The organism is Butyrivibrio sp. NC3005 (genome assembly GCF_000424545.1).
Classification (GTDB): Bacteria; Bacillota; Clostridia; order Lachnospirales; family Lachnospiraceae; genus Butyrivibrio.
The window spans coordinates 23,119-46,700 of the sequence record NZ_AUKC01000031.1; the positions used below are offsets into that span (position 1 = coordinate 23,119).

The 23,582-nt window shown below is 35.7% G+C and carries 21 protein-coding genes; 4 read left to right on the forward strand and 17 right to left on the reverse strand.

Translation table 11 applies throughout. The features are described from left to right. Positions 1–14: 14 nt before the first annotated feature. The 10 genes from pseG to G634_RS0109470 form a co-directional block, all read right to left on the reverse strand. Positions 15–2,108, reverse strand: a complete 2,094-nt coding sequence (pseG, locus tag G634_RS20330) for a UDP-2,4-diacetamido-2,4,6-trideoxy-beta-L-altropyranose hydrolase (protein WP_196805332.1) — start codon at positions 2,106–2,108, stop codon at positions 15–17. A 37-nt stretch (positions 2,109–2,145) separates the two neighbouring features. Beyond that, positions 2,146–3,249 (reverse strand): pseudaminic acid synthase, encoded by a 1,104-nt coding sequence (pseI, locus tag G634_RS18675; protein WP_051233801.1) that lies wholly within the window; start codon positions 3,247–3,249, stop codon positions 2,146–2,148. Beyond that, entirely contained in the window at positions 3,233–3,949 is a 717-nt protein-coding gene (gene pseF / locus G634_RS0109435; RefSeq protein WP_026505087.1) for a pseudaminic acid cytidylyltransferase, read from the reverse strand. The genes pseI and pseF overlap by 17 nt, the downstream gene beginning before the upstream one ends. A gap of 1 nt (position 3,950) precedes the next feature. Beyond that, positions 3,951–5,063 carry a glycosyltransferase family 52 gene (locus tag G634_RS18680; protein WP_051233802.1) on the reverse strand — a complete coding sequence of 371 codons (1,113 nt, stop codon included), beginning with the start codon at positions 5,061–5,063 and terminating at the stop codon, positions 3,951–3,953. Between the two features lie 14 nt (positions 5,064–5,077). Beyond that, complete coding sequence (locus tag G634_RS0109445; protein WP_026505088.1) at positions 5,078–6,784, reverse strand: hypothetical protein; 1,707 nt, start codon at positions 6,782–6,784, stop codon at positions 5,078–5,080. After that, positions 6,781–7,794, reverse strand: a complete 1,014-nt coding sequence (locus tag G634_RS0109450) for a glycosyltransferase (RefSeq protein ID WP_026505089.1) — start codon at positions 7,792–7,794, stop codon at positions 6,781–6,783. Before G634_RS0109450 ends, G634_RS0109445 begins: the two co-directional genes overlap by 4 nt. 68 nt (positions 7,795–7,862) lie before the next feature. Then, a complete protein-coding gene (locus G634_RS0109455) occupies positions 7,863–9,263 on the reverse strand; it encodes a hypothetical protein (protein WP_026505090.1) in 1,401 nt (466 codons plus the stop codon). After that, the gene (locus tag G634_RS0109460) at positions 9,226–10,587 is read right to left on the reverse strand and encodes a glycosyltransferase family 4 protein (protein ID WP_026505091.1); all 1,362 of its coding nucleotides are present in this window, start codon (positions 10,585–10,587) and stop codon (positions 9,226–9,228) included. Before G634_RS0109460 ends, G634_RS0109455 begins: the two co-directional genes overlap by 38 nt. Positions 10,588–10,602: 15 nt before the next feature. Then, positions 10,603–11,535, reverse strand: a complete 933-nt coding sequence (locus tag G634_RS0109465) for a glycosyltransferase (protein ID WP_026505092.1) — start codon at positions 11,533–11,535, stop codon at positions 10,603–10,605. 55 nt (positions 11,536–11,590) lie between these two features. After that, on the reverse strand, positions 11,591–12,733 hold the full coding sequence (locus G634_RS0109470) for an EpsG family protein (RefSeq protein ID WP_026505093.1): 1,143 nt from the start codon (positions 12,731–12,733) through the stop codon (positions 11,591–11,593). Positions 12,734–12,908: 175 nt separating this feature from the next. On the opposite strand from G634_RS0109470, the gene G634_RS18685 reads away from it, so the two are divergent. Both G634_RS18685 and G634_RS0109480 read left to right on the forward strand, forming a co-directional pair. Beyond that, complete coding sequence (locus G634_RS18685) at positions 12,909–13,757, forward strand: gluconate 5-dehydrogenase (protein ID WP_035799538.1); 849 nt, start codon at positions 12,909–12,911, stop codon at positions 13,755–13,757. Between the two features lie 2 nt (positions 13,758–13,759). Then, the gene (locus G634_RS0109480; protein WP_026505094.1) at positions 13,760–14,401 is read left to right on the forward strand and encodes an RpiB/LacA/LacB family sugar-phosphate isomerase; all 642 of its coding nucleotides are present in this window, start codon (positions 13,760–13,762) and stop codon (positions 14,399–14,401) included. A 169-nt stretch (positions 14,402–14,570) separates the two neighbouring features. Here the strand turns inward: G634_RS0109480 and G634_RS0109485 are convergent, their stop codons facing one another. Next, complete coding sequence (locus G634_RS0109485; protein ID WP_026505095.1) at positions 14,571–15,575, reverse strand: LacI family DNA-binding transcriptional regulator; 1,005 nt, start codon at positions 15,573–15,575, stop codon at positions 14,571–14,573. A 119-nt stretch (positions 15,576–15,694) separates the two neighbouring features. Between G634_RS0109485 and uxaC the strand changes: the two genes are divergently transcribed. Both uxaC and G634_RS0109495 read left to right on the forward strand, forming a co-directional pair. Continuing rightward, complete coding sequence (gene uxaC / locus G634_RS0109490) at positions 15,695–17,092, forward strand: glucuronate isomerase (protein ID WP_026505096.1); 1,398 nt, start codon at positions 15,695–15,697, stop codon at positions 17,090–17,092. Positions 17,093–17,243: 151 nt separating this feature from the next. After that, positions 17,244–17,489 (forward strand): GlsB/YeaQ/YmgE family stress response membrane protein, encoded by a 246-nt coding sequence (locus G634_RS0109495; RefSeq protein WP_035799540.1) that lies wholly within the window; start codon positions 17,244–17,246, stop codon positions 17,487–17,489. A gap of 56 nt (positions 17,490–17,545) precedes the next feature. Here G634_RS0109495 and G634_RS0109500 read toward each other — a convergent pair whose 3' ends face one another. The 6 genes from G634_RS0109500 to G634_RS0109525 all read right to left on the reverse strand — a co-directional run bounded on the left by G634_RS0109500 (position 17,546) and on the right by G634_RS0109525 (position 23,113). Beyond that, positions 17,546–18,196 (reverse strand): cytidylate kinase-like family protein, encoded by a 651-nt coding sequence (locus G634_RS0109500; protein WP_026505098.1) that lies wholly within the window; start codon positions 18,194–18,196, stop codon positions 17,546–17,548. A 119-nt stretch (positions 18,197–18,315) separates the two neighbouring features. Beyond that, a complete protein-coding gene (locus G634_RS0109505) occupies positions 18,316–19,026 on the reverse strand; it encodes an ABC transporter ATP-binding protein (protein ID WP_026505099.1) in 711 nt (236 codons plus the stop codon). Positions 19,027–19,035: 9 nt separating this feature from the next. Continuing rightward, positions 19,036–19,800 carry an ABC transporter ATP-binding protein gene (locus G634_RS0109510; protein ID WP_026505100.1) on the reverse strand — a complete coding sequence of 255 codons (765 nt, stop codon included), beginning with the start codon at positions 19,798–19,800 and terminating at the stop codon, positions 19,036–19,038. Between the two features lie 2 nt (positions 19,801–19,802). Next, on the reverse strand, positions 19,803–20,879 hold the full coding sequence (locus tag G634_RS0109515; RefSeq protein ID WP_051233803.1) for a branched-chain amino acid ABC transporter permease: 1,077 nt from the start codon (positions 20,877–20,879) through the stop codon (positions 19,803–19,805). Between the two features lie 46 nt (positions 20,880–20,925). Further along, positions 20,926–21,813 carry a branched-chain amino acid ABC transporter permease gene (locus G634_RS0109520; protein ID WP_026505102.1) on the reverse strand — a complete coding sequence of 296 codons (888 nt, stop codon included), beginning with the start codon at positions 21,811–21,813 and terminating at the stop codon, positions 20,926–20,928. A gap of 130 nt (positions 21,814–21,943) precedes the next feature. Further along, complete coding sequence (locus G634_RS0109525; RefSeq protein ID WP_026505103.1) at positions 21,944–23,113, reverse strand: ABC transporter substrate-binding protein; 1,170 nt, start codon at positions 23,111–23,113, stop codon at positions 21,944–21,946. Positions 23,114–23,582: the final 469 nt, after the last annotated feature.

Sequence of the window (23,582 nt, forward strand, 5' to 3'; positions counted from 1 at the left end):
AAAAAATCCTTCCGTCAACCCTGCCTGCGACTAAAAAGAGCATCGAAATCGTAATCTTTTATTATCTTTCTCATCTTTGAAAGCTCTTTTTTGATATCGCCTTTTTGGAGTAAATGGGTATTATCTGCAAAACATTTAACCATCCACGTATTGATTTCAGGTTTGTAATGTATAGTGTCTGCATAGTTATTGATATCTGTTACAAACTGTTCTTCATTCTGGAAATAGAAAATCTTAACATTATCATATTTCATCAGCGTATCACACATAAATTCAATTTGATTAAACGTAGCCTCGAGATGGTTTTCTTCCATCACATTGTACCAGTACAACATGCTATAAGGCGGGAGAAAGATAGTAAACTCAGTCTCCTTATGCTCTTTAATGAAAGGAATAATGTTTATATCAAGATTTTTCCTAGTTCTTTCAATATATTCATCTTTCTTTGTTTCTTCTTCAACTTTACTACTAGGTGTAAAGTTATGAAGTACCCACTGTTCATTATAATATTCAGGAGTCCACCAGCTCGCATAGACAGTTGACAAATCAGTTGGCTTTCTTTGAATGACAGGCTTTAAAATATATTCAAATAAAACATCCCTGTTAAACACATATTTTACATCATTGAAAATATTATCATCATACAGATATTCTGGAAGTTCATACTTGGTACTATCAACATCTGCTGTCATAACCATAGGATCAAGTGCCATATAGATTGCACTAACATCATTATGTTTTCTGGAAAAAGAATCCTTTCGATATATAAATGATAAAATATTATAATCATCTCTTGGCAAAGCTCCGCTATAGCTAAGCTTTATCGTATTTTTGCCCAAAATTTGTCCAAAATCACTTGTATGAAAATTAACGGTCATCGATGAACCTATAATCGCACTGTCATAAATAAAATTTTGTGCCATTCCCGGATTTTGAGATAACTGATTATCTACAATATAAGGAAATCCTTCAAGTGGTTTGTGATAATGAAAAAAAGGATCTACATATACCACTAGAGATAAAATAGCAAAAAATGATATTACTACTGTAAGTAAAAACGCAATAAGAGCTTTAAATCTCCCACCAGAGTTTTCCCCTTCAAACAGTGATTTCATCTTATCTGTGCTTGTCTTTCTGACTTTTATATCTTCTAAACTCAAAAGTCCTTTTCTAATATTATCAAAAACTTTTATTTCATCCTGATTAAAATTCCCGGCATTTATCATAAAAGCTTTACGCTCAAATGCCATTACGTTCTGCATCTGATTATCTGCAACGACAAAACAAATAGTAGGAATCCCTAATCTGCACAGCTCATATAAAGTGCTCCCTGATGCTGCAATACAGGCATCCATATTCTCCATAACAGCAGCCATATTCTTCACATTTTCATGAACCACTATTTTATTTTCAAGTTCTTTGCAAGAAGCTAAAAATTCTTTTATCTTGTCTGCATCTTTGCTGACAGGACCTACAATAAGATGGAACACATAATCTTTGTCTAATAGTTCTTTACAAGAAAGAAGATACTCAAGGAACTTAAGCTCAAAACCAAGCTGATCTCCGCCTCCTGTAGTAACCATGATATCTGTTACCTTATCTTTTAACCTGATACAAGAACTATTTTTAAACTCATCTCTTACAGGAGAATAAGAAATACCAAGACAAAGCTTTGTACTTGAACCTTCATACAATTTCTCATAACCTATATCTTCTGCATAGATACTGTAATTGATAAGAACATCGACTGGAAAAGCTTTTTTTCCAAAGTCATCAATATATGTAACTATAAAATATTCTCTAAGCTTTTCCAGATAAGAATCAGTGACAAAATAACTATCAACCAGAATATCTGTCTTGCCTGCAAGATAATCTTTTACTTTATCAAAAAGAATATCTGTCTCTTCCTCCATCTGGTCGTAGGAAGTTCCAAGAACGATTGCCTTAAACCCCTTTTCTTTGACAAGTTTCAAAGCCCTGTCATCCGCTAAGAGGAATATTATATTGTCCTTATCCCACATAGAAGATGCAATCGCCATTGTACGATAGATATGCCCAAGTCCAATCTTATCATTTCCGTCAGCACGAACAAATCTAATTCTATTCATATTTTCAACATCCATTTTGACGTTTGTAGTTTACTAATCAAGCTTTATCATAACTAGCAGGATTGTCGTTTGTAACATTGTCTTCCATTCCGCTTACATATTTCCATTCCATAGGATAGCCTTTGGAAATATCCATAGAAGCAGTCTTTCCCAGAATTTCTTCATAATACTTTGTATGAAGTCCATATCCTGGTCTTACCGACCTTAAATTTTCACTAGTAAAAGCTTCTCCCTTCTTAATATCTTTGGCCACAAACAAAGACCTCGAGAATGCTCTCTGACGTGCAACTTGATCTGATAAGTCATATGATACTCTTCCAAGTGCCTTCTCAACATTTCTTATATCTTTGACCATTCTGCCAAACTCTTCAGGCTCCATTGAGAATGCTGAATCCTCGCCGCCATCTGACCTTCTTAATGTAAGATGCTTCTCTATAACGCTTGCTCCAAGTGCAATAGATGCAACTGCAACCTCACATCCAAGTGAATGATCTGACAAACCGCTTATACAGTCATACTCTCTTGCAAGTTCAGGAATCATGGAAATATTCATAGTTTCATAAGGAGCCGGATATGCAGAAGTGCATTTTAAGAGTACTATCTGATCGTTATTCTCTTCTTTTATAGTCTTAACCGCAAGATCAATATCACTCTTTCTGGCTATACCTGTTGCCAAAATCATAGGCTTTCCAAGTTTTGCAACTTTTCTTATAAGAGGAATATCATTTATCTCAAAAGAAGCAATCTTGTAGCATGGTACATCTAACTCTTCCAGAAAATCTACAGACGAAAAATCAAATGGAGTTGAAAACATTACAATTCCAAGCTTTTTAGCCTCTTCAAAAAGGTCAGCATGCCACTCCCATGGTGTATAGGCTTTTTCATATAAAGAATAAAGCGTATCTCCGTCCCATATAGTGCCCTGATTTATTCTAAACCAGGGAAGATTTGAATCCAGTGTAATGGTACTTGCTGTATAAGTCTGAATCTTTACTGCATCAGCTCCTTGTTCTTTAGCTGCATGAAGAATTTCAAGCGCTCTGTTAAAATCCATATTGTGATTGGCACTCATCTCAGCAACCATAAAAGTCTTATGACCGGCGCCAATTTTATGTCCTGCAATTTCAATTTCTCTGTTCATCAGTATCTGCTCCCTTTTCCAGCATAACCTTATATTTTAGTTCAGCAATCTTCCAGTCAGTCAGATTATCAATATCCTGAACTTCCATCTCATCTACAATAAAGGGTTTTATATTACCCATCATAAGATTTCCTGTCTTCTTATATGCTTCTATATTAAAAATATAGAACTGTCCGCAGTCATGATATTCTTTTTCCAAATCCTGTGAACGAGAATTTAAATACTTAGGCTCCTGAAATACAAGGCGCTCGTCTCTAATAACAAGTGATCTTTGAGGAGGATAAGAAAAAGGGACTACCGGAATGATAGTGTCTGCGTCGTTATCCTCCATTAGTTCCATTGCCTTTTTTAGTTTTTCTCCTGTTACAAAAGGAGCTGTAGGATAAATGCAGCATCCAATATCAAAGTTTTTACCAAGCTTTGCATAGTTATCTAACACTTCCAAAAGAACATCACTTGTTGTAGCAAAGTCATTAGAAGTTTTCTCACTTCTTAAAAAAGGAACACTTGCCCCATACCTTAGCGCAATCTCTTTTATTTCTTCGTCATCAGTAGACACCATAACTTCATCAAAAACACCGCTTTCAAGTGCCGCGGTTATAGAATAAGCAAGGATAGGTTTTCCGCAAAACTCTTTTATATTCTTTCTAGGAATACGCTTACTTCCACCTCTTGCTGTAATAATTGCAATTTTTGGCATTTTATTTTCCTTCCTTAGTCACAAAGCTTTTACTGTTTTTAACATGGGCATGAAGTTTTGGATCTTCGTAATGATCCATCCATTCATTTCCAAGATAGATTTTTTCTTTCGCACAGTGAATAGAAGACGGAACCGTATACACAGTCACAACTCTGTCAAAAGTAGCCCCAAGGAAATTCAAAATTTCCATAGGAAAATGTGAATCCATAACGATTTCATCCTTGAACTCTTTTTTATAGTCAAGAGCATCCCTAGGATGAGGCTTAATAAAAACTTTCGCCTTTTTGCCATCTATCACACCGTATTTATCTATCAAATCGGAAAAGAGTTTTTTTCTCACAGTTAAATCCTTGCACAATGGTTCTGATAAAACAAGCACAGTATTAAGCCCTGATTCACTAGCCTTATCCAGTACACTACTTAACTGCCTGCGGTTTTCTATAAATATGTCACACAGTAACTTCTTACCCTCATCATCTAATGCACTAACAAGTTCTTCCCTGGATTTTTCAACCATCTTGTCAATAGGATTGTCAAGTACCGAAATATCGTTAACTTCCATATCAATACAATATTTACTGTAACCGTTCTGAATAAACAAAATGCCAATTTGAGCCAAAAAGCTCTTGAAGCCAAAGTGCCCTGCATTATCTTCTCTTGCAGTATCTCTATACCTTATACAGTTAAGACCATCTTCTACTGCATGATATTTTATCTTCTTATAAAAAAGATAGTATCCAATAGGATCAGAATCGCAGAAAACATAAATATCCTTGTAGCTTCTAAAATCAACAGGAATATACTTTTCCTGTAACTTACCAAGCTTCTTGCAAAATTTTATTCTCTGAAGGCTATTAAATACAATATTTCCTCTGTCTTTTTTCAGTTCCACAAGTTCCGGAAAATAAGTGTAATCCTTCTCCTCAAATGTAAAAACATCCTCGAATAAACCACTTCTTACAACTCTTTCTTTAAGATTTCCAAAATCATTGGACATTGTAGAAAGAACAAGTGCTGCCCCCGTATCTTTCCTGGTCTTTCTAATCTCAAGTTCTTTTAAAATCGCCACATATGCATGATAAAAAGTGTGGCACACGTATATTCTATCTTTCATTGTTCTTGTCTTTTCTATTTTTCAAAGCTATATGTAGTCCAGTTATCTCTACTATCTAATTCAACTATGCTGCTTAATTTACAAGCGGTACCAAGAAGCTGACTAAGCCTTTCATCTTTATTATCTCCATCTGCCGCATAGACAATCATATTATCAGCATTTTGGATAAGTTCTTCAGTAATATCCATGCTATTATCTTCATTTATCATATAAATTCTAGGATATTCCATAAGCTTATCACTTAGCCACCATATTTTATCAGAAGATTCACTGTTATACAACACAACAGCAAAGCCTTCACTTTCTGCATGCTCTCTTGCAAGGCTCATCGATTCTGCATTCTTAGGATACAGGAACAAAACCATATCCCCTTTAAAATCCGCCCAAAAGTCAAATACAATGAAGATAACACAAAAAGCCAAACAAAATCTTGATGTCTTTCTTCTATGAATCATGAAACTGTCAGAAAATCTTATCAATAGATTAAGGAAATAATTCATGACCATCATGATAACAAGTCCATAAACAGGATATTCATAACGATTAGAGCTATCTCCCAGTAAAAGCGCTGTTTTGGCTACAGTTAAAAAATACAGTATAGCAGATACAAATATAATCAGCTTTAAAACCCTAACCTTAGACCTTATGAGAGTTTTCATGAGACCTTTTCCTGATATGAATGTCTTCTTTTTCTTTGCTGCAAAATAAATATTTCCGGCAATAATGAATATAACAATAAGATAAAATGCTCCTCCGAATACATTCCTGTTGAGAAGACCTCCAAAGAATCTCAAACGGCTTAGAGTATTCTGCGCCGAAACAAATTCATTAATTGCTCCCTTCCCTCTGTACCCATGGAAAATCTGAGCAACAGACGAAGGAAATGCAACAACTCCCAGCAAAAGGCTAAGTATACAACTTGCTCCATAAACAAGAATGCCGCATACTGACTGTTTTATAATCCTGTTATCATAGCTGTTTCTTCTGAATGCATGGAAAATCCAGTACAAACAAGTCATTAATGCAATATAGAAAAAGAATATAATGTAATAATAATGAGTCAAAAATCCAAAAAAGGAACAGACTATTATAGGAACTATATGATGGATATATTGCTTTAATCTGTTTTCTTTTTTGTTACCAAAAGAAATATTATTCCATAAAACTTTGATAAGTCTTATATGAAGATATGCACACAAATGTACAAAGAATGTAAGATACATGTACATTCTGCAAAACATCACAAATGAAATAGTCATCGGATGAAATCCCCAGACTGTCAGAATCATCATCCTAAAGCCTATAGAAAATTCCAGTTCCTTCAATATTAAGTACAGCACGAACCATGCCAAAACAAAAGCTATTAAATTTATTCCTATTCCTATCCATTTAGAGAATCGTCCCACACAGACAGAACATGCTGTGTGAAGAATATCATAATAAAATGGTGGGTGAACATCCCATGACTGAACAAGTTTTACAAGTCCATACCTAAAACTTTCACCTTTATTAACTACAAATTCACTTCGAATAGCTGATGAATCCACAAAATCTCTATCCACTACGAATAATCCTGCTGTTCGATTACTAGAAAAATATGAATAGAATTCATCTTCGTGGAATCCCTTCTTCAAAAAACCAAAATAAATACATACAACTATCTGTAATAATAAAATCACCCAATATACTGCCGACTTTTTTTTCAAAAAAACTCGCATCATTTTATCCCTCGCAGCTTAGCATGAACCTGTCGAATCAAACGCGGATTTCCGGCAAAAAGCCACAAATAAAGCTTCTGCCTTTTTCCAAGAAACGGACTATTCAATGCATCTTTTTTGTGTTTCCTAACAAACACACATACATTTTGGTAAAACTTATTATCTTTAGTCATTTTAGAAATCGGGATATGAAGCAGATAATCAAGCCTTTGTACTAGGCAAAATCTAATTGCATATCTCTCAAGTTGTGGAAAATTTTTATTTACAAATTCATAACACTCATCCGAATTGACTACTATATCTGTAAAAACAGGTGGAAAATAATCTTTTTCCTCTACCTTTTTTCTTGAATTACTGCCTGTTCTGTAGAAAACATGGTATCCTATCTTATTCACAAAGACAATTTCGCCAATTTCCGGAAGCAGGTGATATAACAAATCAAAATCTTCATTAAGCTTGCCCACAGGAAATTCTTTTTTTTCAAAAAAAGATCTGTGAGTCAGTTTAGTACAAAAAGAACTGTCTCCTTCATGAAGAAGAAGAAGTTTCATAAATCCCTTTGGAGAATATATTGTTTCCCACCTTGGAAGCGGTACTACGCAAGGAAGCTTTGTCCCATCTTCTGCAATTTCATCTCTGCCAATCTGTGCCATCTTAACATTGTTGTTCAAAATGCCAATCATAAGATTCTCATACATATCAGGCTCGATATAGTCATCACTGTCCACAAAGCCTATGTACTCTCCCCTTACTTTCGACAATGCATAGTTTCTGGCAGCAGATGAACCAGCATTTTCTTCATGAAGAGATACAATATTTGAATACCTTTTTGCATAATCATCTGCAATCTTTCCAGTATTATCACTTGAACCATCATCTACTATGAGTATTTCAAGCCTGTCCTTTGGATAAGTCTGGGCAAGTACACTGTCAACGCAGCGCGGCAGAAGTTTCTCTATATTATATGCCGGAATGATAACCGATATAATCGGATATGTTGTAGTTTCATTCATTTTCCAATTTCCTTATATATCTTTAAATATGATGACTTTATTGTTTTTAAGTAGTCCGTAAAATTTTGTCACTGATTTTTGGAATTTTCAGTAGCGTTTCTTGGCGAATTAATCTGATTATATAAGTCATAACCTATGAGCATTATTATCCCCATCATAATAAACGCAAAAACGACAAGATTAGCTGTTGTGAGCGAGGAACTTGCGCCCCACAAATATCTTGTATAGGTTACAAGCGTAATACCTTGAAGCATTATTGCAAGACACATTCGCTTAAAGCCAAACATTCCATAAATAAATGCAAAAATCTCTGCCACAAATCCATATCGCTCATGCATGCATGGAAGAGTGTACACAATAAGCGATGAAGAAAAAAACGCAAGTGTCACTAAAAACATTCCATCAAGCTTTACTTTTTTCACATATATATAATATGCAAGCATTCCCATAAGCATAACGGTCACTACTTCACCTGCACTTATAATAATCTGTCTGTCTGCTTTCTCAAGACCAGTCTGAATAATAGTATAAATATTCGGATAGTTCATGGACAATCTTGAGAACATAGCCACCTGATTTTTGTATATTCCAAGAAGGCTAAAAAAAGTTTTGCCGGTAGGATTTAAAGTTATCATGCCATCAACAGGTATGAAGCTTTCTGTCCAGACTACATTTCCTGTATCTACAAGACTTGCGACAGGTACTGTTACAGAAGAAGGCACGAATGCTCCGGCAATGGCAGCAGGTATTATTACCATCACATATACTAACGGTATAAAGAAAATGTAGCGAATCTTCAATCTATTCTTGAGCCAGGCTATAATAAGTACTGGCAAAAAGAAAATTGCCTGCTGCTTCACGCAATAGCTAATCGCAAAAAATATCCACACCCTCATGTCTTTTCTTTTCAAAAGATATAGGAAAGATAACATCAAAAATGTAGTGTACATGGAATCATTCTGCGCCCATGCCGCGCTATTAAGTATCATAGTCGGAATGAATAAAATAACAGCAAACATCAATGAGGCTTTTTTTACATTTCTAGACATTTCCAAAATGATTCGAAATGCCACAATAGCACTCATTACATCAAAGAATATCGACATGGATTTAATTAAATACATGTCATTTGCTCCGCCGTTATTAAACAAATTCAGAAAGATAATAATATACTGATACAAACAGTTGTAGTCACAAGTTGATATATGGTCAACTCCTCCTGCCTCTACACCAATATACGGAAGATGCATGGCATGAGCATTTCGGATTTCTTTCATCCAATCCGCAAAAGCTGTGTAATAATCTCCTGATACCACATCAAATAAGCATACTCTTGCAAGTATACCCAGCATCAGAATAGATATCAGGAACAAAATATCAATAATTTGAAAGGTAATTCCGAATATTTTTATCTTTTCTTTGAAGAAATAATCAACTGCGCGCATCTTGTCCTTCTCCGAATATATCATTGTAAATCTCCATTAGTCTCTTAAAATTCTTCTCGGCATCATGTACTGTAAGTGCCCTTTTTCTAGCTGCCTTTCCCCTCATTACAGCTTCCTGTTCATTATCCCATATATTTGAAACAGCCTTGAAAAGAGATACATAGTCCCCTTTTGGTGTTACAAGCGCTTCAACTTTATCATCCACCATACTAGGGATACCGCCAGCATTACTTACTACAATAGGCATTCCCAAAAGCATGGCTTCGCCAAGACTATTAGGCGAATTCTCCACATAGGATGCACATACAAATACACTGCTTCCTAGATACTCTTCTTTCATCTGATTAGCCGACAGTCTTCCAAGGCATGTCACATGATTTTCTAGATGTTCTTTTTTTATTTTGCATCTAAGATATCTTCCATAAGCTGTTTCTTTAAAAAATGTAGGAACAAACCTCTTTAAAGAATTCTTTGCAGTCCCAGCATCATTAGCTCTTTTTGTTATTTCATCACAAGAAATACTTCCTATGATACTGTTGCCTGCAATATATAAATGCGCATCTTCATACCTTTTTGTAAGCTCTTTTAATGCATCCAGTACAAAATGAAGTCCCTTAATAGGATAGTCTCCCTGAGCCACAAATATAGAATGTGGTCTTGTTTTATTACTATCCCATTCATCATTATAAAAATCATTCCTCATAGTTTCATTCATAGAATAATAAACAATAGAAGGATTTATCTTCTTAACGGCTTCATAATCAAATTTTGTCCTGCCTGTCACATGCTTTATAGCTTCCAGCGCCTTTTTTTCATTCTCTGCTCTCATCAAAAACTTCTTCTGCTGATCTAAGACAGAGTCTTTCTTCAAAAAATCTCTAAAAGTAACTTTGTTCTGTACCCGGCCTGGTAAATGAGCCATATATTCATCTGCAATTTCTTTGCATACTCCCTGCATACCTATAAGGATTTTATTCTTATCATCACAAATCCTCACCATAGCAAGACAATGAGGAAACTCTGTTCCAAAAATATGTATAACATCAGGTTTAAAATCATCTACTATATTTTTTAATTCAGTTTCAATATTTGCATCATATACTTCCGGATGATTAAGGTCTTCATGAAAACTATAAAAATTCACGTTTTCGAATACATCTTTTATACAATCAAAATCCCCACTATCAGGGAAACATACTCCAAGTTCAATCTTATTTGAAGATTTTTCATTCTCTATTTTCAATCTGTCATAACATCCAGAAAGCCAACCTTCACGATTAGAATACGCTGCATTAATATGCCTTGCATAAGCTGGCAGCATAATATTACAAAGCCACAATACTCTCATTTATTCACTCTTCCATTATTTTCTGACAAAACATTTATAAATGCCTGTTTTGATACCATTATAAATCTTAGCTGTTTGAGGATTACCTGCTATAACAGTTCTAAGTGGTGCAAGTGTTACTATTCTAAAGATATCAAAGAGAATAACTTTTTTCTTTGGCATATACCTTGATATTATCTCTCTTCTCTCCCTCTCTGAAACCTTGCGATTTTCTTTGGTTTCAGAAAAGCCACCGCCCTCATAATCTGCAACAGTTACAGGCATAAAATGCATTCTTGCATTATCAAAATAAAAACATCTAAGAAAATGCTCATAGTCTGCTCTGACTTGCCATGTAGTATCAAAATGCTCCAGCAACATAAGCTCAATATCGTAAAAGCATGCCTGATGACATGGAACATTGCGGTAGCAGGTAAAATCATTTATAACAGGATTTGAATATACGACCTGAGACGTTTTTCTCTCAAAAATATTTCCATAGAAAATATTCTTGTGAAATACTGATGTTTCTTTGCCTCCATCAACATTCTCTCCTAGAAAAATCATGCTTCCAGCTTTATTTATATGATCATGAACTTTTTGCAAAACATTTTCATCCACAAAATAATCGCCGCAGTTAAGAAAGTATACAAATGGACCTATACTGCTTTTATCTTTCCTGTTATAGGAATATGTTCCAAGAATAGTATCACAGGCAACATTCATAGCATCATATATTCCACTGTCTTTACCTGTGACAAGCCTAATAGAACCATCCTTCGACAGACCACTCTTTTTGTCTACATTATATTCTCTGCAAAGCCTATCTATAGAATCATCCGCAGAACCGCCATCTTTAACGATTATTTCATATGACTTAAAGCTTTGTTTCTTCACACTCTCGATAGTCTGTATAAGCTTATCTCCAGCATTAAAACAAACAACAATTATATAAAAAAATGGAACCATTATTTCCTCCGCTAGTTACATACATCTCTTTTCTGTACAGATAAAAATATTTACATCAGTCTGTTACTTGATATTCCAAAGGAACCATATCGTGAAACATAAAAGTTTCATATGGCAATATTCTAACACCGTCTTTGGCTGCACTTCTAAACATAAAGATTAAAAAAAACAATACAAGAACCAAAAAAACTGCAATTTTAGCTGTATGCCTTTTTCCTGTACTCTTAATGTGTACCAAAATAGATGGAACAAGCAAAATCTGTGTTATTGTCAGATAGTATCCAATTCTCGATATAACAGGCAAAAAAGAGCAAAAAACATATAATAGCAACGCAAGAAAATTGCACTTTACATAAAAAATATTCATCACATTTTCCTTGATTGCATCTTTATAGAACAAATAAACAAGAGCTCCAATTGCAAGTATCCTTACAATACTTACAATACTGGTACCTCCTGCCAGATATTCAGTTCCCTTGTAGGAAGGATATACCAATAGAAGTAGTTTTAGATAAAATTCTTTGCAGAAAACAAAAGTCAAAGCAATACTACCTGCTGCTATTCCCATCCACCTCTTCCATTTAATAATACAAAGGGGATATATAATAAGTGTTACTAAAACCGACTTATGAAATAACGAGCCCAGCAAAATTGCAACTACAAATCTGACATAGTCTTTTTTTCTTATATATCTTATAGAAAAAAGCGCTATAGATAATGCCAAATAGTACCTTACTGTAGATAATGATTGAAAATAGTAGCTTAAAAGCATGAACATCATAAACGTCCATCTAAATGCATCACTTAACTCTTTCATTGCCCACAAAAAAAATAACATTGTGAAAAATGAAAAAAAAGCAAATACTAGCAGATAGTTTTCAAATCCGCACAAAGAGTAAACAATCTTTGCCAAAAGATTAAATCCTATCTCTGTAGGTACATAAGCATCCACATATGCCAAATGCATGAAATTGACATATTTTGCATAGTCATTTCCAACATTTAGCCTTAGAGCAGATACAGCAAAAAGCATGATGAAAATACTCACCATGCTCACTATATTCATCGCATCTCTTCTAGTAATACCTGTAAATGTAAAAACAAATCTATCATCAGAATTTGCCTTGGCGATATGATCTTCTCTGACATTAAATGCCAAAAACAAAGTCACTGCTGTCAGCAAAAAATAAAGCCACATATATTCCTCCATTAAGAAAACTATGAAATAATTCCAAAAAAGCCTTCTGTTTGTTGTAAATTTTAACTCAATTTTAGCATATCGGCTAGGCTTTTACCATTATATGTTGAATCTCCTTTTGGGTTAGCCTACAATAGTAAGTGGGTTACATTTTAATATATGGAGGTATAGGGTTATGGGAAACGTATTGGATAAGTTTGCGTTAACAGGAAAAGTTGCGTGGATTACCGGTGCTTCTTATGGACTGGGATTATCCTATGCAAAAGCCTTCGCAGAGGCGGGTGCAACAATCGTATTCAACGACATTACCAAAGAGCTTGTAGACAAAGGTCTTGCCGAATATGAAAAACTCGGTATCAAAGCCTATGGAAGCGTATGTGATGTCACTAATGAAAAAGATGTCGCTTCTTTTGTAAGTAACGTCAGAGAAAACATCGGTTCGATTGATATTCTTGTCAACAATGCAGGAATCATCAAGAGAATTCCAATGGTAGAAATGTCTCTTGATGATTGGAATGCAGTTATTAATGTTGATCTTACTGGTCCTTTCATCTGTTCTAAAGCTGTTATTCCGGATATGATCAAAAAGGGCGGAGGCAAAATTATAAATGCCTGCTCGATGATGTCAGAATTCGGAAGAGAAACAGTATCTGCTTACGCCGCAGCAAAAGGCGGTCTAAAAATGCTCACTAGAAATATTTGCTCAGAATATGGAGCTTATAACATTCAATGTAATGCAATAGGCCCCGGCTATATTGCCACTCCTCAAACAGCGCCTCTTCGACAAAAAGGTGAAGACGGTTCAATGAATCCTTTTGATAGATTCATTCGTTCGAAAACCCCAGCAAGACGTTGGGGAACTCCAAAAGATTTGCAGGGACTTGCTGTATTTTTGGCCTCACCAGCATCTGATTTTATCAATGGCCAGGTGATATATATTGACGGTGGAATATCCGCATATATTGGTCAAGACCCAAGTAACCTTGATGAATCTGTTTTGAGTGAAGAACCTCTGGAGGAATGAACATGAAAATAGCACTTATAAATGAAAACTCACAGGCAGGAAAAAACTCCTGTATCTTTGACGCACTAAAAGAAATCGCTGACAATAAAGGCTATGAAGTTGTAAATTATGGAATGTATTCTTCGGAAGATAAATGCCAGCTTACTTATGTCCAAAACGGCATACTAGCTGCAACCCTTCTTAACAGCGGCGCCGCAGACTTTGTGGTAACCGGATGTGGAACCGGAGAAGGTGCTATGCTTGCACTTAACTCCTTTCCTGGAGTTATATGTGGTCATATAGAAACCCCTCTGGATGCATATACATTTGCACAAATAAACGATGGAAATGCTATTTCTATACCCTTTGCACTTGGATTTGGCTGGGGCGGAGATTTAAATCTTAAATACATCTTCGAGAAACTCTGGTCAGAACCATTTGGTGGCGGATATCCCAAAGAGCGAAGAGAACCAGAACAAAAAAACAAGAAAATATTAGATGAAGTAAGAAAAGTCACCATCAATCAGGATTTATCTGAAATACTAAATAAACTCGACCATGAACTTGTCAAAGGTTCTTTCATGGGAGAGCACTTTAAAGAGTATTTCTTTAGAGATTGCAAAGATGAAAAAATAGCTGAAACAGTGAAAAAGATTATAGGATGACGCAAAAAGTATAGATTTTTTGTTTTTTGTGTTCCGTTTTGATGTTTGTATATTTCGTCGCAGACGCGCTTTCGCTTGATTATAAACGTAATGGTTCATAAGATGCTAAAAGACAGCATCTAAGAACCAACGTTTATAAACAGTTCTGCTCATGAAATATTACAAACAATCAAAAATCAGTCGTACATCGTTTTATAAGATTTCCCTCTACAGTAATTCTATGCTCAATTTCATCACCTTTCAAAAGTTTCATTATATTATCAACTACTGTTTTGGCCATTTTTTTTGCAGAAGGATCTACGGATGTTAATTCAGGTTCTATATACTCTGACAGATATGAATTGTTATATCCTACAACACTGATATCCTTAGGTATATCAAGTTTTTTTGCCTTGGCATATTTTATAACTCCTATAGCCAGTTTATCAGTTGTTGTAAGAACAGCATCAAATTCCAAGTCCTTTCTTAAAAGAAGCAAATCTCTTTCTTCATGGACTTTACATGTTATCTTAATCTTTAAATTCCCATCGATGGGAATTCCAGCTTCTTTCAAAGCCTTTTCATAACCACCCATTTTCTGCATAGAACTTACCGAATCAGAATCGTATAAAAAAAGTATTTTTCTCCTTCCTGATTCAATAAGCTTTTTTGCAGCATCATACATAGACTTATAATCATCCGCAATTACGCTATATATATTAGGGTCTTCCAAAGCTCCATTTATTATGAAAATAGGTACATTTTTGGCAACTTTATGAAGATAACTTACTTCTTCTTCCTGTCCGTTTCCCAGAAATTGTGAACCTATAAGTATCAGTGCATCCATTTTTTTCTTTAACAGCAAGTTCACAGCATGTTCTCTGGAATTCAAATCATAGCCACTGCAAAACAGCATATAATCATATCCGTATTCATGAAGTCTTTTTTCTATAATAGAAACCATATTAGCCATATAATCATCTGATATATCAGAGCAGGATATTCCCACCATCTTCATAGAATTAAACTGCAAACTCCTCGCAAATGGATTTGGCGTATAGTCATATTCTTTCATTATAGAAAGAACTCTTTCTCTTGTCTTATCACTTACATTTGGATTTCCATTCACCACTCTGGAAATAGTCGCAATTGATACCCCTGATAGTCTTGCTATATCATAAATTGTAACTGCCATATGATCACCTCGATATTTTTAAGCTTGATTTTTTATTTTTCTTCTACTATATTTATATGTAAGTGCTTACATAGACTATTTTACTTATTTTCTAGTGTTAATACAAGGGAGGATTACGTATGAAATTTCTAGATAAAGACTTTCTGCTTACTACTGATGCTGCAAAGACACTTTATCACAATTATGCTGAGAACATGCCTATTCTGGACTATCATTGTCATATCAGTCCTATGGAGATTGCGACTAATAAGAAGTTTGACAATATCACTCAATTATGGCTTGGCGGCGATCACTACAAATGGAGACAGATGCGCTCTAATGGTGTAAGTGAGAAATATATTACAGGTGATGCTTCTGATTATGAGAAATTCGAGATGTGGGCTAAGACTTTGGAAAAAGCTATAGGCAACCCTCTCTATCATTGGAGTCACTTAGAACTTCAGAGATATTTTGGTTATGAAGGTGTTTTAAATTCCAAAACTTGCAAAGAAGTATGGGATCTTTGTAATGAAAAACTCAAGAATACTTCTTGCAGACAACTTATTAAAGATTCTAATGTAACTCTTATCTGTACTACTGATGACCCTGCTGATTCCCTTGAGTGGCATGAAAAGATTGCGGCTGATGATAGTTTTGATGTTCAGGTTCTTCCTGCATGGCGTCCTGACAAAGCTACTAATATCGAGAAGGTAGACTTCATCGAATACTTAGACAAACTTGGAAAAGTATCTGGTGTAGATATCCGCTCTTTTGCTGATATTGTCAAAGCTCTTTCTATCCGACTTGATTTCTTCGAAAAGCATGGTGCAAATGTTTCGGATCATGGTCTTGATTATGTTCCATATGCACCTGTTAATATAGAAGAAACAGAAAAGATTTTTGCCAAGAGACTTGCTGGAGAAAAGCTTACTCAAGCTGAAATTGATGGTTACAAATACATGCTTTTAAAGGAACTTGCAAAAGAATATCACAAGAGAAACTGGGTTATGCAGCTTCATTTTGGATGTAAACGTGACAATAATACTTCTATGTTCGCTAAAATCGGACCTGATACAGGTTTTGACTGCATTGGCGACCAGTGTTCTACTGCTGCAATTTCCAATTTTCTTAACAGTCTTGCCGAAACAGATGAACTTCCAAAGACTATTCTTTATTCATTAAATCCAAATGATAATTCCGCTCTTGGCACTATTATCGGATGTTTCCAGAATGACGAAGCAAGAGGAAAGATTCAACTTGGTAGTGCATGGTGGTTCAATGACCACAAAACAGGTATCACTAATCAGCTCACTGATCTTGCAAATCTTGGTCTTCTTGGCAATTTCATCGGAATGCTGACTGATTCTAGAAGTTTCATTTCTTATGCTAGACACGAATATTTCAGACGTATTCTTTGCGGACTTTTGGGACAGTGGATTGAAAACGGCGAACTTCCGGAAGATTATGATTATATTGGTGGTATCGTAGAAGATATCTCATATAATAACGCTGTAAGATACTTTGGCTTCAACCTATAACCTTTATGCTGCTTAAATCATTTTCTCACGAAATTCGCAGTAAATGCGAGTTTCTGAATGAAAGTGACATATAGTCATAACTTGTTTTTTGACGCCTCAAGTATTATATGATATCCTTTACTAAATTAAAGTTTTTAGGAGGACGATTGGTATGCTGTTTTCTTCAGGTGTTATCACCAGCCTTATAATCGGCGCCCTGGCGGGTTGGATTGCAGGACGAATTATGGAGTCAGAGGGCTCACTTTTTCGAAACATTGTTCTGGGAGTTATTGGTGGAGTAGTCGGAACTGCTGTATTTAATTTTTTAGGTTTCCATACTTACAAAGGTTTTGGCTATCTGGTAGCTTCTGTAGTTGGATCATGTATTATCATTTTTCTCGGTCGTAAACTATCATAAAAAAACAAACTCCTGACAAGGAATCTAATCTTTGTCAGGAGTTTAGTGTTTTTATACTAATCTAATATATCATTTCCATAGCGAACTTTCATATATGCCTTTATGGCTTCCACACATTTTTTAAAACCCAGCTTTCCGGAATCAAGGCATAAATCATAATTAAGGGCATCTGTCCATTTTTTTCCTGTATAGTATTCATAATAATCGGAGCGATACTTGTCGATTTTCTCGATAGTCTTTGCCAGTTCTTCTCCTCTTACGGCTTGCTTTTTTGCGGCTTGTTCCATAAGGAAATCATGGTCTGCATGAACAAATACACTTATTGCATTTTCATAATCTTTAAGTACAAAATCCGCACATCTTCCGACTATTACGCAACTTTCCTTTTCTGCAAGCTGTTTGATAACCTCCGCTTGATAATTAAAGAGGTTCTTCATCGAAGTAAAGTTATCACTATCTGGTGGGATAATCCCTCCTTTGTAGATATTCTTCTTCCATTTGACTTTATCTAATAGATGTTTGCCATTTAAGATATTCTCATCCGCCTTTACGAACATAGTCTCGCTTATCCCACTAAGTTCAGATGCGAGTTTGACTAATCCGTTGTCATAGTAGTTTATTCCAAGTTCATCTGCCAGCATTTCCCCAACTGTTCTGCCTCCGCTTCCATATTGACGTGCGATGGCAATAACAATATTTCTCTTCATACAAATCACCAGCTTTCTTTAGAATGTCACTTATTACTATTGTGCAATTACTTATAATGGTTATATTTTCAAGAAAATGAGAAAACTTGCCTATTCACCAAAAACAGCTTACCTTTAACCTATTCTCCCAAATAAGCTTTATGGATTTTCTCATCATTAAGAAGATCACTAGCCTTCCCTTCCATTATAACATTACCTGTTTCGAGAACATAGGCTCTGTCTGCAATAGAAAGTGCTTTTTTTGCATTTTGCTCTACTAGAAGCACTGTTACACCATTTTGATGAACTTTTTCTATTATGGAAAAAATTTCATTAACAAGAAGCGGTGAAAGTCCCATAGAAGGCTCATCCATCAGTATGATTTCCGGCTGTGACATAAGTGCTCTTCCCATAGCCAGCATCTGCTGTTCACCACCTGATAGTGTTCCGGCCAGCTGGTTCTGTCTTTCGCACAATCTTGGAAACTGTTCATATACATTTGCAAGATTATCAGCTATTTCTTTTTTATTTCGCCTAGTATACGCTCCCATAGACAAATTCTGTGCTACTGTCATATCAGGAAATACTCGTCTTCCCTCTGGAACATGTGCCATACCCATTTGTACGATTTTATGTCCCGGAACTTTACTAATATCGTTTCCTTTGTATAATATCTGACCGCTTTTAGGCTTCAAAAGTCCGGAAATTGTGTGGAGTGTTGTCGTTTTTCCTGCTCCGTTAGCTCCGATTAATGCCACTATTTCTCCCTTTTCTACCTCAAAAGATATCCCCTTTAATGCAGCTATCATTCCGTAGCTTACAGTCAGATCTTTTATTTCCAATAATGCCATACTTTTTCCTCACTCGCCAATATATGCCTTAATTACTTCAGGATCATTCAATACAGTTTTAGTCTCGCCTTGTTTTAGAACTTTTCCAAAATTCAAAACAGTAAGTCGTTCGCATATTCCACTTACAAGCTTCATATCATGCTCGATAAGAAGTATTGTCATTCCAAATTTACTGCGTATAAGTGAAATAGTATTCATTAGTTCTGCAGTTTCATTCGGATTCATTCCTGCTGCCGGCTCATCTAGCAAAAGCAGTTTGGGTTCTGTTGCCATAGCCCTTGCAATCTCTAATTTTCTCTGTTTTCCATAAGGAAGATTGCTTGCAAGAACATCTCTTTCCTTGTCTAAATCGAACACTTCGAGAAGTTCAAGCGCACGCTTCTCGAGCGCTTTTTCTATTCTGTGATACTTTGGTGTATGCAGTATTCCATGAAGACTTCCGTAATAGAATTCACTGCTGTTATTCAGTGCCACTTTAACATTATCTATTACTGACATCTTTCCAAATAAACGAATGTTCTGGAATGTTCTTGCTATTCCTTCTTTATTAATATCTATTGTTTTTTTACCTGTAATATCGGTATCTCCGAGTTTTATAATTCCTTCTGTTGGGCTGTATACTCCTGTTAAAAGATTGAATACAGTAGTCTTACCTGCTCCGTTTGGCCCGATGAGTCCGTAGAGTTCTCCTTTTTCTATAGAAAAGCTCAAATCATCAACTGCTCTTAAACCGCCAAAGGAAATACTAAGATGATTTACTTCCAAAAGTGCCATAATCAATTTTCCTTTCTACGACGAATTTTCATCCACATACTGCTTCTGAAATCTCTTACTGAAGGTGCCCAGTTAAATAGCATCATTACAATTAATACTATTGAGTAAATAAGCATTCTGTAGCTTGAGAGTCCTCTCAAAAGTTCAGGAAGAAGATACAAAACTGCTGCCGCAATAATACTTCCCTTAATGTTACCAATTCCTCCGAGTACTACATATACCAGTATCAGAATTGATATGTTATATCCAAAATTTCCGCTTGTGGACTGCAGAGTGGATATGCTGTGTCCGAACAATACTCCAGCAGCACCTGCGATTGCTGCAGAAATCGTAAATGCATAGATTTTGAATTTGGTAACATTTATCCCGATTGACTCAGCTGCTATCCTATTATCTCTTATAGCCATTATTGCTCTTCCATCTCTGGATTTCATAAGGTTTTGAACTATAAAAAGAGATATCAAAAGAACCACTATGCTTACTGAAAAATTTGCATCTCTTGGTGTTCCTGTAACTCCAAGCGGTCCATTTATAAGCATCTTTCCAGTCTCTGCATCCAGCACAACCGGTGCTGACAAAGAAGCATGTACTCCTTCTTTGTCATATCCAAGATAAAGAGCATTTATTACATTTTTGATTATTTCTCCAAAAGCAAGTGTTACAATTGCAAGATAATCACCATTTAATCTCAAAACAGGTATTCCAATCAGAAATCCAAAAAGCGCAGCAAATGCTATTCCGCACATCATAGCAAGGAAAAATCTTACAGGTGCCGGAAATGTCTCTGCAAAAATATTAGAAAACATTACGCTTGTGAATGCTCCTACACACATAAATCCTGCGTGTCCTATAGAAAGTTCTCCCAAAATTCCTACGCAAAGATTAAGACCTACCGCCGCTATTGCGTAATATACCATTGGCACAAGAAGTCCTTTCATGTGACTTGAAATCATACCATTGGCAATAAGAATTTCAAATACAGCCCATGCGGTTGCCACTATTATATATGTTGAAATATCAGAAGCTTTTTTCTCTTTAACTATCGAAAGCATCTTACTTTTTTTATTCTCATCCTTCATATCAAAGCCTTCCTTTTCTTATTCTCTTCTGTCTTTAATATTTGTTTTATACTTTCTCCTGAATATTTTTTCCTAAAATACCAGTTGGCTTTACGAGAAGTACTATAATCAGGACTCCGAATACAATAGCATCTGCTAACTGTGAAGATATATAACTTCGACTAAGTATTTCTATTACTCCTAATACTATTCCACCTATCATTGCTCCGGGAATAGATCCGATTCCTCCAAGTACTGCTGCAACAAAGGCCTTGATACCAGGCATTGCTCCTGTATATGGTGTAAGTGCCGGATATGCGCTACACTGTAATGCACCTGCTATAGCTGCAAGTGCTGAACCTATCGCAAATGTGATAGTAATTGTCTTGTTAACATTTATTCCCATCAGCATTGCTGCTCCCTTATCCTGCGCTACGCATAGCATTGCCTGCCCTTCTCTTGTCTTGTGGACAAAGAGCTGTAGTACGACAAGAACGATTACACTTACTACTATTGTGACAATAGTAACACCCTGTATCTTTAATCCTTTTACTGCAACGCCTTCCCATGGAACTACTGATGTGAAAGACTTTGGATCAGAACCAAATATAAGAAGAGCTGCATTTTCAAGCAAATAGCTGACTCCTATTGCTGTAATTAATACTGCCAGAGGTGATGATGCTCCACGAAGTGGCTTGTATGCTATTTTTTCTGTAATGACACCAACCAGTGTACATACAATTATTGCCACGAATACTCCTGCAATTTTCCCCACAGCAGAACCGTTAAACATTCCCATTATAGTAAATACCACATAGCAGCCTACCATTATGAAATCACCATGTGCGAAATTAAGCATTTTAGCTATTCCATAGACCATGGTATATCCAAGTGCAATAATTGCATAAATACTTCCAAGGCTTATGCCGCTTATTAAATAGGTCAAAAAATTCATACTCATCAGACCCCTTTCAGATAATTAAGTAACATTTTTCTTTTTGTATAAAAAAATTTATAAAGGGAAGAGGTGCGGCAAGTTGCACTTCTTCCCTTTATGCAGATAAATGATGCCAGTCTTAAAAAGATTATTTATCTTCCATAAGTGCATATGCACCATTCTTTATAACAACTGCCTTTGGCTGCTTTGTAGGTTCGCCCTTAGCAGACCATGTCATCTGTGGAGATGTAACTCCATCAACTGTTATCTGTGTCATAGCTTCTTTAGTCTTATCACAAATATCTGAAACGCTCATATCAGGTGTAAGTGAAGCTTTCTCTGCTGCTGCCTTTATTGCATATACCGCATCATATGCATCTGCTGCAAACTGATTTGGTACAATATCATGTTCCTTCTTGAAAGTTTCTACGAACTTCTTTGTAAGGTCATCTTCTGCATCAGCTGAAAATGGAGTAAGGAGCATAAGTCCTTCAGCTAACTTTTTATCAAATTTCTCAACGCCCAGAATGCCGTCCATTCCATCACATCCAAAAAACTTAGGAGCAAATCCCATTGTATTTGCCTGCTGTAATATTAATGCTGCCTCTGAATAATAAATTGGCAAGAAAACAAGTTCAGCGCCGCCGTCTTTAGCTTTCTGAAGCTGTACTGTAAAATCAGTCTTGGAATCAGCTGTAAAAGCTTCCTTTGATACTACTTCCAATCCCTGATTTGCTGCCTCTTTTTCAAAAGTCTGCTCGATTCCATTTGAATATACGTCAGAGGAATCATAGATAATACCAACTTTCTTGGCAATCTTGTGTTCTGCAATGTACTGTGCAGATGCTGTTCCCTGTGCCGGATCTGAGAAACATACTCTGAATACATTATCATAATTTACACAGTCAGATGCCGAACCAGATGGTGTAATCTGGAACATATTATCGTTATGTGTTTCTTCGGAAACCGCAATAGAACATCCACTAGTAGTAGAACCTACAAGAAACTGCATTCCCCAATCCTTAAGGGTATTGTAAGCATTTACAGATTTCTGATTGTCTGTTTCGTCATCTTCTGCCTTGAACTCAATCTGATATCCATTAATACCGCCAGAAGCATTAATCTCGTCGACTGCAATTTTTGCCCCCCATTGAACTGCATTGCCATACGCTGCATAAGCACCTGTAAACGGTCCGATTGCACCAATCTTGAATTTATCAGATCCTTTTCCTGAACCAGAATTAGAACTACTACAACCTACAAGCATTGATGCTGTGAATACGACGGCAAGTGCCGCACTCAGTAACTTTTTTTTCATAATGCGCCTCCTGTTTCCTCACTCAAAGGAATTTGTAGTAAAACATGGGTACATATTGAACGTTTGCTCAGTATAACGTTTTTACGTGCATCCATGTATACAAAAATTATGTTTGGAAATGCAAAAAAAGTCAAGTAAAAATGAGTAATTTTATCATTTGGATAAAATCGCTACAGTTACACATTAATTTCGCTACGTATTTTCTTGATGTTTTTTCTTTCGTGCAATAGTAATTTTAATTTCGATAATGCATTTTTATTCTTTGTTGTCGTAATAGCGTTTGTTTTTTAGAGACTATTCACCACCTCAACGCTTTAAATTATTGCAAAGAAAAACAGGTATATTCCACTATATGGAAATATACCTGTTTGTCGTAATAATGATTATTATAATAAAAACATGAAGTCATACTTTATTGTTTCTATATAGTCCGTTTTACTGTTTGTATATTTCGTCGCAGACACGCTTT